The organism is Brevundimonas diminuta, assembly GCF_039673845.1.
In the GTDB taxonomy this organism is placed as follows: Bacteria; Pseudomonadota; Alphaproteobacteria; order Caulobacterales; family Caulobacteraceae; genus Brevundimonas; species Brevundimonas diminuta_E.
The window spans coordinates 1-15337 of the sequence record NZ_JBDJMK010000001.1; the positions used below are offsets into that span (position 1 = coordinate 1).

At 62.6% G+C, this 15337-nt stretch carries 7 protein-coding genes; all 7 read left to right on the plus strand.

The genetic code is table 11. The annotated features are described in order from the left end of the window. Nucleotides 1–95: 95 nt before the first annotated feature. The 7 genes from ABE454_RS00005 (at nucleotide 96) to ABE454_RS00035 (ending at nucleotide 15232) form a co-directional block, all read left to right on the plus strand. Entirely contained in the window at nucleotides 96–7757 is a 7662-nt protein-coding gene (locus tag ABE454_RS00005) for a VCBS domain-containing protein (protein ID WP_346527779.1), read from the plus strand. Between the two features lie 190 nt (nucleotides 7758–7947). Next, the gene (locus tag ABE454_RS00010; protein WP_346527781.1) at nucleotides 7948–9192 is read left to right on the plus strand and encodes a TolC family outer membrane protein; all 1245 of its coding nucleotides are present in this window, start codon (nucleotides 7948–7950) and stop codon (nucleotides 9190–9192) included. Nucleotides 9193–9218: 26 nt separating this feature from the next. Further along, the gene (locus ABE454_RS00015; protein ID WP_346527783.1) at nucleotides 9219–11453 is read left to right on the plus strand and encodes a type I secretion system permease/ATPase; all 2235 of its coding nucleotides are present in this window, start codon (nucleotides 9219–9221) and stop codon (nucleotides 11451–11453) included. Continuing rightward, nucleotides 11450–12676 (plus strand): HlyD family efflux transporter periplasmic adaptor subunit, encoded by a 1227-nt coding sequence (locus ABE454_RS00020; protein WP_346527785.1) that lies wholly within the window; start codon nucleotides 11450–11452, stop codon nucleotides 12674–12676. Before ABE454_RS00015 ends, ABE454_RS00020 begins: the two co-directional genes overlap by 4 nt. 22 nt (nucleotides 12677–12698) lie before the next feature. Continuing rightward, a complete protein-coding gene (gene bamE, locus ABE454_RS00025; RefSeq protein ID WP_346527787.1) occupies nucleotides 12699–13148 on the plus strand; it encodes an outer membrane protein assembly factor BamE domain-containing protein in 450 nt (149 codons plus the stop codon). Nucleotides 13149–13341: 193 nt separating this feature from the next. Further along, nucleotides 13342–14076 (plus strand): alpha/beta fold hydrolase, encoded by a 735-nt coding sequence (locus tag ABE454_RS00030; RefSeq protein ID WP_346527789.1) that lies wholly within the window; start codon nucleotides 13342–13344, stop codon nucleotides 14074–14076. A gap of 7 nt (nucleotides 14077–14083) precedes the next feature. Then, on the plus strand, nucleotides 14084–15232 hold the full coding sequence (locus ABE454_RS00035; protein WP_346527791.1) for a PAS domain-containing sensor histidine kinase: 1149 nt from the start codon (nucleotides 14084–14086) through the stop codon (nucleotides 15230–15232). Nucleotides 15233–15337 lie beyond the last annotated feature (105 nt).

The following is a 15337-nucleotide window of genomic DNA, read 5'->3' on the forward strand; positions in this document are numbered from 1 at the left end:
CGAACTGGAACGGCGTCGTTCCCACCGTCACCTACACGATCAGCGACGGGGAGGGCGGCAGCGACGAGGCCGATCTCGTCATCACCGTCAACCCGGTGAACGATGCGCCGACGCCGGAAGGCGTGATCGGCGATCAGGAGGATGCGGATGCGGAGACGATCACGTCGCTGGACGTGAGCGGCTTCTTCGCTGACGTCGACGGCGATGCGCTGACGTTCAGCGCGAGCGGCTTGCCGCAGGGTCTGAGCATCGATCCGGCGACGGGGGTGATCAGCGGTACGATCGATCCGTCGGCGAGCCAGGCCTTCGCGGGCGGCGTGCACAGCGTGACGATCACGGCGAGCGACGGCAACGGCGGGACGGTCGACCAGACGTTCGAGTGGAAGGTGACCAATCCGTCGCCGACGGCGAACGACGATGCGGCGACGACCGACGAGGACACGCCGGTGAGCGGCAATGTGCTGACGGGAGCGGGGGCGAACGACGCCGCCGACACCGACCCGGACGGCGACACGCTGAGCGTCGTGAGCTTCACCATCGTTGGCGTTCCCGGCGTGCATGACGCGGGCGACACGGTGACGATCCCCGGCGCGGGCGTCTTCACGCTGGCGGCGGACGGCGGCTACAGCTTCACCCCGGCGGCGAACTGGAACGGCGTCGTTCCCACCGTCACCTACACGATCAGCGACGGGGAGGGCGGCAGCGACGAGGCCGATCTCGTCATCACCGTCAACCCGGTGAACGATGCGCCGATCATCAGCGGGGGCGATCAGTTGGCGACGGTCGTGGAGGCCGGGAATCTGGACGATGGCACGCCGACCGCAGGCACGCCCGGCGCGTCCGGCATTTTCAGCGCGACGGATATTGAAAACGATCCGCTGGTCTGGAGCGTGATCGGCACGCCGGACGCCACCTATGGCGCGTTCAGCATTGATTCTGCGACGGGCGCATGGACCTATGCGCTGGATAATTCGCTCGCTGCAACGCAGGCGCTGAAGGAAGGCGACTCCATTCCGCTCACCTATCGTGTTCAGGTCAGCGATGGCCGGGGCGGAATAGCGACACGCGAAGTCGTCATCACCATCAACGGCGCCAACGATGCGCCTGTCGCCGTCGCCGACGTCGATGTTGTGACGGAAGCGGGAGTCCTGGACGGCGGTAACGACGTCACCAATGGCGTTGCGACGGCCGAGGGCAACGTGCTCGACAATGACAGCGATGTCGATGCTGGAGAAACCGATACGCTGCAGGTTTCGGGCGTCAGCTTTGGCGCTTCGGTTGGGATCGTCGGGTCGGCCCTGACCGGGACCTATGGTTCTTTGGTGCTGGGCGCCGATGGTGCCTATGTCTACACGCTCGACAATGAAGATGCCGATACGCAGGCGCTGGGGCAGGGTCAGACGGCGACCGACAGTTTCACCTACATCGTGACGGACGTGAACGGGGCCACGCACACCAGCACCCTGACCATCACCGTTACGGGGACAAACGACCGACCGGTCATCACGTCCGATACGGCAGCCGCAACAGGCTCTGTGGTGGAAGTGGGAACCAACGAGACCGGGTCGGACATCGCCAGTGGGCAATTGACCGCATCCGACGTCGACGCCGAGGCGACGCAGACTTGGACGATTGTGGATGCGGATGGCGATTTTGGCACGATCGTCATCGATCCCGCGACGGGCGCCTGGACCTACACGCTCGACAACAGCAGGGCGGCGACGCAGGCGCTGAACGATGGCGAGAATGGGATTGATCGGTTCACCGCCATCGTGACCGACGAGCATGGCGCCTATCGCGAGCAAATCATCACGATCAATGTCGCCGGCTCCAATGACGACCTCGTCGGAACGACCCCTGCCGCTACCGTGGAACTGCCCGAGGACGGAACTGCGACCGGCACGCTGCAGGATTACGTCGACGATGTCGACGACATCATCGAGGTGACGAGTTTCCAGATCGACGCTGATGGCGACGGGACGCCGGAAACCTACACGGAGGGCACCTATGTTTGGGGAACGCCCATTCCGTTGACCGATGGCGACGGCATTCCGCGAGGAACGCTCTCTATCGAGTTGGACGGATCATATGAGTTCACGCCTGAGCCGAACTATTCGGGCGTGGTGCCGACCATTACCTACACCATGGCCGAAACCAGCGGCGGCGGCGCTGAGCCGGTGACGCAGACGATCACCTTTGAAGTCACGCCCGTGGCGGATACGCCCGAACTCGACGGTCCCAAGACGGTGTCCGTACTTGAGGATACGGCTCAACCCCTTGATCTGACGAAGCCGGTCATAACCGATCTCGGCGCAGGCGTGGCGAATGGGGATTATCCGGAGCGCCTGGGCGCGATCACGCTTAGCGTCGGCGGCGCCGGTGCAGCAGGCGTCACCTTCGTAACGGGCGCCACGGATCTGACGCCGGTTGGCGGAGTGATCACCATCGTGCTGACCGATATCGATCATGTTTCGAATGTCCCTGCGGAAGACGTCGCGAACGGCATCTATCACCTGACCTCTGCCCAGTATGAGGCCCTTCAGGTCGTCCCGCCGGCCGAGAGCGGCGACAACTTCACCGTCACGGTCGAGGTGACGAGCTATGAGGTAGACGCCGGCGGGGCGGTCGTGCTGGACGGGGAGGGAGATCCGGTGCCAGGTGCGACCAACACCCAGCTCATCACCGTTGATGTGCAGGCCGTCACCGATGGCGCGACCCTCACGATCGCCGGCGCGAGCAGCGCGAGTCTGACCGGTTCGGAGGATCAGCCGATCAGCATCGGCGGACTGGCTGCGACGTTGGTTGATATGGACGGTAACGCCGGCCCAGATGCGGACGGCAGCGAACGCTTCGAATATGTCGTGACGGGCCTGCCGGCCGGAACGGTCGTCACCATCGACGGTGTCGAAACCACCATCAGCGCTGCTGTCGCAAGCGCGTCGTCGGGGGAAAGGGCGTCAGCCGCGCCGCCCGTGATCACCATACAGCCGCCTGCCAATTTCAGCGGCGACATCGAAGGGGTGACAATTACCCTCAACTCGCGGGACACAGACACGGATTCCTCTGGCCCAATCACCACTGAGACGAGTTCCGTCACGCTCAATCTCTACGTCGCCCCCGTGGCGGGCGATGTCGCCGCGAGCGATGTTACGACGCAAGAGGATACGCCTGTCGCCTTCCTGGCGGGCGTCAGAGTCACGGACACGGACACGGACCCGGATACGCTCGGCGGCGAAGTGATCACCTCTGTCGCGTTCACCGTGCCGACCGGCTGGGTCGTGACGGCGCCGCCCGTCTCGGCTGGGTGGAATTACATCATCAATGGCGATGCCGCCGAAATCGTCTTCGATGCCAGCCTGACCCGGGCCGAGCGCGAGGCCATTCTCGATGACTTTACGATCACGCCCCCTGCGCACAGCAGCCTGAACGCGACCATAGCGCTTTCGATTACCTCCGTGGACAGCAGTTCAGTCAACGGCAGCGAGGTCGAAAGCGCTCCGGCCCCTGTCACCCGCAACGTGACCATAACCGTCGAGCCGGTGGCGGAGCGCACAGATACGGACAGCGACGGTCTGGGCGGAAATGATGTCACGATCATGCCGGATCGCACCTATGCGGTCGCAGGTGCGGAAGACGCGTGGTTCGCGCTTGGCACGACCTATGCCGGCGCTTCCAACACCACGGGAGGGTTCAACCTGCTGCAGGGCTGGTCGAACGCGGACGCCGACGAGTTTGTTTATGCGGTGCTGACGCCGACGCTCGCGCCGGACACGCCGGGCGAGACGGAAATCGGCGCCCAGTTCCGCTACTCCACCGACGGGGGCGCGACATGGATCACCCAGACCTATGTCGGCGAACCGCTTTGGGTTCCTCAGCAGTATCTGGACACCTTGCAGGTCAAATTGCCGCCGGATGTGTCGGGTACGCTGACGATAGGCGTCCAGGCCGGTACGGTGGACTATGACGACAATGCGGAGGTCCTTATGCTTCCGCTCGATCCGCCGAAGGTGAGCGGCGACGGCGTCAGCGTCGATATTTCGGGATCAGCGACGCTTTCCCTGATCCGGTTTGATCCTGTGGCCGATGCTGTGACGATGGCGCTCAATGGACGCGCCACGGGCCTGGAGGATTCGGCGATACCGCTATCGATCCGGACGACGAGCTCGGACCCGTCCGAGACGTTCACTGTCACCATCTCGGGCATCCCTCTCGGGGCGACGGTCACTTACGGCGTCGGCGCGGGCGCGACGAGCTTCACCGCGACGCCGGGCGATACGAGTTTCGAGATTCCGAATTTCAGCAACAGCGTCCCGGTGACGATCACCCCGCCGCTGCACAGCAATGGCGACTTCCCGCTGACGGTGAGCGCGGTTTCGGTGGACGGCAGCGCGCAATCCGCTCCGGTCTCGCGGACGATCGATGTTTCGGTGACCGGCGTCGCGGACGTTGCGACCGTGACCCTGCCTGCGACCGAATACACCGTCGCCGAGGCCACGCTTGACGGCGGCAACAACCGCGTGTCGCTGGCCGATCTCGTCGAAAGCGTCGCATCGCCGGACGCTGACGGCTCGGAAGCCGTCACCTTGCGGATCACGGGATTGCCGGCCGAATTCTCGGTCTTCGGGGCAACGATGGTGACGATGGGGACAGGCGGTGATCGCGTTTGGGTGGTTTCAGCCGATAATCTCGCCAATGTCTCGATCGTCACTCCGCCGAATTACAGCGGCACGGTCAACTTCAAGGTGGCTCCGGTCACTACAGAAAATGACGGAGACTCGCGCACGGGTAACCTGGTTGACATCAGCTTTGCCGTAACGCCTTCGCCGGAGGCCACGATCACGACCGGTGCGACCCTGGTGGAGGACGAGGTCACGTCCCTCAATATGGGGATCGTGCTGCAGAACGGAGACGAGGATGAGGCTCTGGGCCGCATCTTCATCTCGCAGGATTACGCTTCCGGCGCGGACTATACCCTCTTCCTTGGTTCGGTCGCGCTCGACGCAGCGGGTCTGAACACCATCGTGTTCGGCGGCGTGACCTATTTCGTCATTGAAGCCGAGCAGGTCGCCGACCTGGGCGCCCAGGGAGCTTCCGATCTCGACGGCGACCTGGGGTCGCTCGACTTCCTCTACGAAGTCGTCGATCCGTCCAGCGACGGCTCGCTTCCCGCCGTGACTGAAATCAAGCCGGGCGCGCTCGCCTTGAGCGCGACGCCGGTGACCGACCCGGTGGATGTGTCGATCAACGATATCACCATGACCTCGGCGGCCGGAAGCGTGGCGGATAATAATGCGGGCGATGACGCTGCCCCTGACACCGCTACCGTAACCGCCGAAGGCGCGCTGACGGTGAGGATGCATGTGGATTCGCAGGACAGCGACGGCAGCGAGCACCTCGTGCGCATCCTCATCACGGGGGTGCCCGATGGCGTGACCGTGACAGGCGCCTCGCAGATCGGCGCGGATAGCTGGCTTCTGATCTACGAAGCCGGCGACGCCCGCTCGATCGGCGGCGGCGGCATCGACGTGCCCGTGGAATTCATCGTCGGCATCGGGGCAGGCAACGGTCTCTCGACGATCTCCATGACGGCTCAGGTTCAGGACCAGGGGCAGTCGCCAACCACGCCTGCGAGCGTTGTCACCGATAGCGTTGTCTGGACGCTGGATGTCGCGCTGACCGACGGAGGAGTGTTCCTGCCTCCCGTCATCGAGCAGTGGGAATATAATGGCGCGGCAGGGACCGAGGATGCGGCCTTCGTGCTGGGGGGCGTCATGGATGCGGCCGTTTCCGTCGGCGATCCCGACCTGGCCTACAGCTACACGGTCACCGTCACCGATCTTCCGCCCGGTGCCCAGGTCAGCGGGATGATCCTCACCAACGTCGGCGGCGTGCCGACCTGGACCGCGACCGTGACGGTGCCGGCTGGCGGCGACAGCCAGGCGGCGCTGGACTCGCTGCTGGCGAGCATCAGCATTACGCCGCCGCCCGACAGCAATGATAATAATGCCAGCTTCGCCTTCGATGCGCGCCTGATGGGTTCGGTCGTCGGCGGCCCGAGCATCGAGGCCGACGAGCGCGCGGACATGCCGGTCACGCCCGTGACCGACGAGGCCGTGATTGCTGTGACCGCCTTCGATGTGGATGAAAGCGAGAACAGTGTGAACGCGACGATCGTCGTCTCCGATCCTGCTGACGGCGCCGATGGCCAGGTCGTCGACGGCAAGCTTTATGTGCAGGTGTCGACCGCGAATAACGATGGCGGCACAGTGACCGACGGCGTCGGCGCAACCGTTCCCCTGAGCACTGTCAGCGGCGTGGCCGGGGTGCCGGACGGCGATTATTACGTCATTGACGTCGGAACTGCAGGCGGGTCGGTCGACCTGATCTACACCGCGCCGGACGGAGTGACCCTCCAGCCGGGCGCGGTGACGTTCACCGCCTATGCTCAGACCCAGGAAACGGGCGCGGCCAATGTCGCCTCCGCCACAGCCGCCGGGTCGGCCGTGATCGAGATCGTCAACAATGGCGTTACCGTGAGCAACCAGGCCGTGACCGGGGCCGAGCCCGCATCTGCGGACAAGAGCCAAGCGATTGAGCTGACCGGGCTTTCCGTTGCGCTCAATGATGGGGACGGGTCCGAATCCATCCAGTCGATCCTGTTGGCTGGCGTACCGGTCGGATTCCTTCTCTATGTGGGAGACAGCGCCGGCGACGCGACGCTGGCCGCTCAGGCCTCCAACGCCGGAGGCGACGGCGTCACCAACACCTGGGTGCTGTCGGCGGACGGCTCGATGCCGGCCTATGTCGCGATCCTGCCCGCGCCCTACTGGAGCGGGACGCTGGACAACCTGGCGCTGGTGGTCGAGTCCGGCGAGGCCTCGCTGGAAGAAACGCGCGTCGACACGGTGCCGCTTGAAACGCTCACTGTCGAAGCAGTCGCCAACGGTGTGGTCTTTGATCCTACCCTGTCGTTCGGCGCAGAGGGCCGGATCATCAGCCTCAATCTCAACGCGTCCATGGCTGATGCAGCGGCCGCAAACGCGGCGGTTGCGGATGGAAGCATCGAGACCACGACGCTGCAGATCACCGGACTCGGTCAATATGCCGCCTTCTACGTCGGCGACACGCTCTACGATGCGTTCACCTATGATCCTTTGACCGACACCTACGTCATCACCGGCCTGAGCCAGGACGATCTCGACGATCTGGGCTTCGTGCAGGCGGCGTCGGCCCTGACCGATATGGATACGGACACGCCGGGCGTGCAGGTGACGGTAAACGCCTTCACGGTGGAAAGCGGCAACGACGCGCAGACGGCGCCGCTCCCTGTCCCCAAGACGCTCACGATCGCGCTTTCGTCGGCGCAGGGGACTACAGGAGACGATCGTTTCATCTGGGACGGCGAGGCGATCAACGGACGCGCCGGCGTCGATACAGTTGCGCTGCGTCTTGGCGAGAACCTCAGCCGTTCGGATCTCGCGACCTATTTGCGAAATGTCGAGGCTCTCGACCTGTCGGCGCCCGGTGCGAACCGGATTACCGGCGGGTTGTCGATTTCCGATGTGTTGAGCATCACCGGGTCTAGCAGCGGTCGCCTCACGATCCATGGCGACGATGATGATGATGTCTCTCTGTCCAACACGGACGAGTGGAGCACCGATGGTCAGGCGCAGGACGGCTATATCATCTACACCAGCACGTCGTCGGGCGTGTCGGTGGCGATCGATGAGGACGTCAATGTCTCCTATGCGGCTTGACCCGGATGCGCATAGGTCACGAGCCGCATATTTCCCGACGGATCGGCTCAATCCGGTCCGTCGGGGAGGGGCCGATACGAATGGCCGACGCTGGGGCGCGCCTCTAGCAGTGATCGGCCTTTCCGCGTTGTGCGTTTCTCTTGGGGCGACATCTTCTCGCGCTCAGAATCCTGTGGGAGACGGCGTGGGAATGGCGGAGGCGGTTCGCGCGGCCGTCCGCACCCATCCCAGCATCAGGGGCGCGCGAGAGCAGGTGCGGCAGGCTGACGAAGGCGTCGAAGCCGCGCGAGCCGGATATAGGCCTCAGATCACTGGCGGGATAGAAGGGCGGACCAACAGCTATCGGAACAGCAGCTACGACTCCCGGCACGTTTACACCGCTACCGTCAACGCCTCGCAGATGCTTTATGATTTCGGCAAGGTCGCCGGAGCCGCGCGTCAGGCGCGGGCGGGAGTGCGCGCCAGCGAGGCCCAGGTGGAATGGGCCACCGACGAGATCGCGATGAACACCGCTCAGGCCTGGGTGGACGCCCACCTGCAGCAGGCTCTCGTCGCTCTCGCACGAGAGCAACTCGATGCGGTCATGGCGATTGCGTCGCTGGTCGGCGAGCGCGTCGCCAAGGGTGCGACGTCCCGATCGGACCTGGAACAGGCGAATTCCCGCGTCGAGGCATTGCGTTCCCAGCTATTGGGCGCCGAAGCCGAAGCGCAGCGTGCGAGTCTCGCGCTTATGCACCTCACGGGCCGCGCCGAGCCGGTACGGATTCGTGGAGATATTCCGACAATCCTACGGACTGAAGCGTGTCAGTCTGGCGTGAATGACAGCACGCCCGGCGTGCGCATGGCTGAGGCGCGACGAGACGACGCCCGCGCCCAGCTCGATATCGCCCGCGCTGAGCGCTTACCGACCGTCACGTTGGACGGAAGCGTCGGTTATGCGTTGACCGATGGCTCGCGTCTTTATGGGGAGCATCGATCCAGCGCCCAGGTGGGGGTCAATTTCGCCATGCCGCTTTATCAGGGCGGATCGACGGGCGCGCGTGAACGCGGGGCCTATTATCAGCTCCGGTCATTCGAGGACGCGGTTCATCAGGCCCGACTGGAAGCGCGTCAGGGTCTCGCCGATGCGCGCGCTCAGCTTGACGGCTGGGCCGGCAGGGCTCCCGTTCTCGATACGCGTGTACGCAGCATCGACGCGACGAGAGATCTTTATAGGCAGCAATATCTACAACTCGGCAGCCGCTCGCTACTCGATCTTCTCAACGCCGAGCAGGAGTATCATGGCGCTCGAGTCGACCAGATTCAGGGCGTCTACTTGCAATATCGTCTCGCCGTGCAATGCCTGTACCATCGCGACCAGCTGCGCAGCGCTTTCGGTTTGGAAGATGCCGGCTCGTCCGAGTCGGCCATAACTGAAATCGGCGCAATTCGATGACCGAAAGGCCTGATCGGGAAGAAGCTATGAACGCCGGCGTCACCGCGCATGCCAGCCTCGCGGGTCCCGTCGCGGACGACGGGCTGCGCGCCGCGTGGCGGGAGGCGATCCTTGTCACGGCGGCGCACTTCCAGCTGAACGCCTCTTCGGAGCATGTCCGGCTCGCGTCGGACTGGAGCGAGGCCTCTTCTATAGAGGCGCGCGTCAGGGAGATGGCTCGGCAAGCCGGCCTCTCTTTTCAGAAGGTGCGTCCCAAACTTTCGGACCTCAACGCTTGGCGTCTGCCCGTGGCTATTCAGCTCGACGGTGGAGAGGTCGCCGTAGTGACGTCCATGGGAACCGATGGGCTGACGCTCATCATGAGCGGCGATGGGCGCTCCGAGGTCACGCATAGCGCTGCGTCCTTGCAGCCTCATGTTCAGTTCATGGCGGTGCTTCGCCCGCTCCAGGCCGCCCGGGATCTTCGGGTGGATGATTATATCGCGCCGGTCGAAAAGAATTGGCTGCGTAATCTCGTACTCGTCGACTGGCGTCCCTACGGACACATCCTTGTCGCGTCGCTCATCACCAATCTGATGGCGCTCGCGGGCGTTATATTTTCGATGCAGGTCTATGACCGCGTCGTTCCGGCTCAGTCCATGCCGACGCTTTACGTGTTGTCGGCAGGCGTGCTTCTGTCGCTGATCTTTGCATGGGTCATGCGGGATGCGCGCATGCGGATCACCGACGTGCTCGGCAAACGAGCTGACCTGCGTATTTCCGATCGCGTCTTCGGCCACGCCCTGCGCGTCAGGAACAGCGCACGGCCCAAATCGACCGGGACGTTCATTTCGCAAATCCGGGAACTGGAACCGGTTCGCGACATGCTGACCTCCACCACCATCGCCGCGGCGGCTGACCTGCCGTTCTTCCTGCTGTTCTGCCTCATCTTCTGGATGATCGCCGGCTGGCTCGTGGCGGTGCCGATCGTAGCGTTTCTCCTGCTGATCATTCCCGGCCTCCTCGCGCAGCGGCGGCTGCGCGATCTCGCACAGACCGGCATGCGTGAGAGCGCCCTTAGAAACGCCATGCTTGTTGAAGCGGTCCAGGGGATTGAGGACATCAAGGTCCTGCAGGCCGAACAACGTTTCCAGAATCAGTGGAACCACTACAACGCCGTTAACGCCGATTCGGGCCTGAAGCTCCGCGACCTCCTCAATCGGCTCAACAACTGGATGCAGACGGTGCAGGGGGCGGCCTTTGCCGTCGTGATCTTCTTCGGCGTCCCGCATGTGATGGCGGGCCAGATGAGCACCGGCGTGCTGGTCGCGGCGAGCATACTGGTCAGCCGCATGCTGGCGCCCCTGTCTTCGATCACCACGGTGCTCAACCGATGGCAACAAGCGAAGATCGCGGCCCAGTCCCTCGATCAGCTGATGAAGCTCCCTGTAGATAATCCGCAGGAAACCGTTCGCGTCCATCGCTCCGCGGTTCAAGGTCATTATGTGATGAACGAGGCCGCCTTCAGCTATGACGGCGAGACGCCCGCACTCAGAATCTCATCGCTGCATATTGAACCCGGCGAGAGAATCGCCGTGCTCGGCCGGAACGGCGCGGGAAAATCGACACTGTTGCAGGCGCTTTCGGGACTTATGCAGCCGAGCGGGGGATCGGTGCTGCTCGATCATGTGGAAATGAGCCATATTGATCCGTCGGACATCCGCCGGGATATAGGCTTGTTGAGCCAAAACGCTCGACTGTTTCATGGATCGCTTCGGGAAAATCTTAAGCTCGGCGCTCCGCTTGCAGACGATGAACGGGTCCTCTCAGCGCTCCGTTCGGTCGGCGCCCTGAGCTATGTGCAGCGGTTGCCGCTGGGCCTCGATCATGCTCTCCAGGAAGGCGGTCTGGGGCTGTCTGGCGGTCAACGCCAAGGCCTGCTTCTCGCGCGCTTGTTGGTACGCGAGCCGCGCGTTCTTCTTCTGGACGAGCCGACCACCGCCATGGACGAAACAACCGAACGCCATGTCATCGCCAACTTGCGACAGCTGCCTGGCGAGCACACGCTTGTCATCGCAACCCACCGATTGGCCGCCTTGGACGCCGTAGACCGCGTAATCGTCGTCGACGGCGGAGCAATCGTCATGGACGGCCCCAAAAGCGCAGTTCTGGCGCGGCTGCGAGAAAACGAACCTGCGGCACCGATGCGGCCCGCCTCCGCTGCAAAAACGCGGCTTGTCGTGCGGCCTCGAGCGCGCGTCGATGAAGGAAAAACGTCTTGATCGGGCCCGTGCTGAAAAACGCCGACGGCGCGAACATGCGCGAGCGAGAGCAGAGCTTGCCGAATCTCGCTGATCTCGATGAAACGCGCGCGAGCCGTTCCACCCGTATCGTCTGGCTGGTGGCCTTGTTTATCGCCGCCTTCTTCCTGTGGGCTTTGTTCTTTGAGATCGATGAAGTCTCCAGCGGCGGCGGCAAAGTCATTCCCAGCTCACGCGATCAGGTGATCCAGACGCTCGAAGGCGGAATCCTGTCCAAGTTGCATGTCCGCGAAGGGCAGATCGTTGAAAAGGGCGCGGTGTTGGCTCAACTCGATCCAACCCGAGGTGAAACGAGTGTGGAAGAGACCGCTGCCCGCTATCGCGCAGCCTTGGCCGCAAGCGCCAGGCTGCAGGCGGAGGTCAGTGGGCGATCGGTCATCGTCTGGCCCAAGGAACTCGCCGATTGGCCAGACCTCAAAGCCGCTGAGACAGCGCTGTTTCAGTCGCGGCGAGCCAGCCTTGAAGAGACGGTGCGGGGCCTTAACCAGGCTCTGGGCCTCGCGCGGCGTGAGCTTGGGATCACCCAGTCGCTGATCGCCACCGGCGCCGCGAGCAACATCGAAGTCATCCGCTTGCAGCGGCAGGTCGCCGATCTCGAATTGAAGCTGGGCGAAGCGCGTCTTCAGTACCTGGTTCGAAGCCGCGAGGAGCTTTCCAAGGCCGACGCCGACGTCAAGTCGCTGCAATCGGTCGTGCGAGGCCGAGCGGATATGCTTGATCGTACGACCCTAAGCTCTCCCGTGCGCGGGATCGTGAAAAGCCTCGATGTCACGACCATCGGAGGCGTTGTCGCTCCGGGCGGATCGGTTATGACACTGGTGCCGATCGGCGACCAATTGCTGGTGGAAACCCGTATCTCGCCGCGAGATATCGCCTTCATTCATCCCGGCCAGAGCGCCCTGGTGAAAGTGACCGCCTATGACTACTCAATCTATGGCGGACTGGAAGGGAAGGTCGAGACTATCGCCCCCGATACGCTTCGGGACGAGGTGAAGCCCGAGATCGTCTATTATCGAGTTTTAGTACGGACAGAAGCCGACGCGCTGACGGATAAGGCGGGACGCCGATTGCCGATCACCCCGGGCATGGTGACCACTGCGGACATCCGAACCGGGCGCAAGACCGTTTGGGATTATTTGACCAAGCCCCTGAACAAGACGCGCGAAGCCTTGCGTGAGCGCTGAGAGAAACTGAAAGGATACTGCCATGTACAAGCTGTCAGCTGTTATCAGCGCCATGCTGCTCGGACTGAGTCTGACCGCGGAGCCGGTATGGGCGCAGTCCAATCCTGTCGATCGCGTCAGCAATCCGAATGCGCTTGATTATACCGATGTCGAGGTCAGTCCGCGGGAGATGAATCCACCGTTCGTGCGGCATGGCCTGGTCGTCGAGCCGCAACGCCTGGCATCGATCAAAGCGGGACTTTCGGGCTCCGAAGTCACGGCGGTTCTCGGAGAGCCGCTTCGTAAAAACGGGGTGCGCGACGAGTGGGATTATGACGTCAAACTCAAGATGCCGCAGTCCGACAACTATCTCATCTGTCAGTACAAGATCGTTTTCGGTCAGCAAGATCTGGTCTCGGAGACGGTTTGGCGTCGGCGTCAGTGCGCTCAAATTGCGTCTCAGCAGCCGGCTTCTCTGCGAGCGCCTGGATAACTGGGCAACGAGATCTGCGGGGCTTTAGAACGAGGGATCCAAGCGTGGGCCAATTAAACGCCTGGTGAAAGCTAGGCCAAATATTTAATATTTATCGGGTAGCGTATTCGAGTTGATAGCCAATCCACGTGAGATGGGGTTCATGGTTCTGCGCAGAAACAATGTGAATGTTACCGGCGACGGAACGCGACCCATGTTGTTCGCCCATGGGTTTGGTTGTGATCAGAGTATGTGGTCCGCTGTAGCACGCGAATTCGAGAATGATTTTCGCGTGATCTTGTTCGATCACGTCGGGTGCGGCAGATCTGATCTTGCCGCATATGACCCAAGTAAATATGCAGACCTCGACGGATACGCAGCCGATATTGTGGAGATGGGCCGCGGGCTTGGGGTGAAGAACGCCGTTTTCGTCGGCCACTCCGTCAGCGCCATGATCGGCGCGCTCGCCAGCTTGAAGGCCCCGGACCTCTTCTCTGATCTTGTCATGGTTGGTCCCTCTCCTTGTTACATCGATGAGGATGATTACGTCGGCGGTTTTACTCGCCCCCAAGTAGAAGAGTTGTTGGAGTTTCTGGAGGCTAACCATTTGGGCTGGTCTGCGGCGATGGGCCCGGCGATCATGGGCAATCCGGACCGTCCCGAGCTTGGAGAGACGCTTGCCAACAGTTTTTGCGCGACCGACCCGGATATCGCCAGACAGTTCGCCAAAACGACCTTCTTTTCCGATAACCGGGCGGACTTGCCCCTTATCACCGCGCGCACGCTGGTCCTGCAATGCAGGGAAGACATTATCGCTCCGCCTTGCGTCGGCGAGTATGTCCACAGGCAGGTCCCGCAGAGTGCTTATGTGCTCCTGAACGCCACGGGTCACTGCCCCAATCTCAGCGCGCCGGACGAAGTGACGGCGGCGATACGCGCTTTTGTCTGACGGCGGCGTGGAGGAAGATCTCGCAGACCTCTATGAACATGCGCCCTGCGGCTACCTCTCCCTGTCGCCCGACGCGCGTATTTTGAAGCTCAACCTGACCTTGGCCAGTTGGCTCGGCTTGCCAGCGGAGGAGCTTGTCGGAAAGCCATTCCACACGGTCCTTAGTTTCGGGGGGCGTATCGCCTTTGAAACTCACATGGCGCCGCTGCTGCGTCTGCAAGGCTTCGTGAATGAACTGGCGCTTGATGTCATGGGCTCGGGCGGCGTCAAGCTTCCGGTCATAGCCAATGCGGCGGAACGTCGTGGGCCGGGTGGCGAACATCTCGTGACGCGGCTGACGATGTTCAAGGCAGTCGATCGGCGCCGTTACGAACAGGATCTAGTAACAGCGAAGAGCAAGGCCGAGGCATTGGCGGCTGCCGAGCTTGAAACGGCATCTCTGCGTGAGCAGTTCATCGCTGTTCTGGGCCATGATCTGCGAAACCCGCTCGCAGCGGTTGCGTCCGGCCTGCGGTTGCTGGAGCGAGATGGGCTGAGCGAGCACGGTCGTCTGGTCGCCACAGAGATGGGGGCTAGCGTCGCCCGCGCAGCGACGCTTATCGATGACGTTCTGGATTTTGCTCGGGGGAGGCTCGGGAGCGGTCTGCACCTGAACTTCAGGCCTGTAGAGGTCTCGCCTCTTCTCGAACAAGTGATTGCTGAAATCCGGACGATCGCGCAGCAGCACCTGATCTACTGCAACATCGCCGTTGACCAGCCCCTATACTGCGATGCCGGGCGGTTGGCGCAACTTGCTTCAAATCTTGTCGCTAACGCCGTTGCTCATGGCGCGCCGGGTACGCCCATAAATGTCGAAGCTGTCCTTGCGGGCGGCCGCTTCCGATTGTCCGTGTGCAACCAAGGGGAACCGATACCAGAGTCCGTTCGTGATCGCTTGTTTCAGCCTTTCGTCAGAAACCCGAAAGGGGGCGATAGTCAGGGTCTCGGGCTCGGCCTTTTTATCGTGAACGAAATTGCTGAGGCCCATGGGGGCGCAATGTCCGTTCGATCTTGCGAGAACGAAACATGTTTCACTTTCGAAATGCTCCATACCCAGAGGCCGCAGGGCGACGCCGCTGTCACTGCCCATATCGAAGCGCTTCGACGAGGATCTTGAAAGCCGGGATATTCTGGTGCCGGCTCGGATAGAGAAAATAGCCGTCGAATAGCGACGGGTGCTGCCAGGCGAAGGCCACAGACTCAGGGGCGCGCTGAAGAAAAT

Coding starts and splice junctions, on each gene's coding strand:
- bamE (WP_346527787.1), top strand. CDS start 12,699: ATGTACAAGCTGTCAGCTGTTATCAGCGCCATGCTGCTCGGACTGAGT.
- ABE454_RS00015 (WP_346527783.1), top strand. CDS start 9,219: ATGAACGCCGGCGTCACCGCGCATGCCAGCCTCGCGGGTCCCGTCGCG.
- ABE454_RS00030 (WP_346527789.1), top strand. CDS start 13,342: ATGTTGTTCGCCCATGGGTTTGGTTGTGATCAGAGTATGTGGTCCGCT.
- ABE454_RS00010 (WP_346527781.1), top strand. CDS start 7,948: ATGGCGGAGGCGGTTCGCGCGGCCGTCCGCACCCATCCCAGCATCAGG.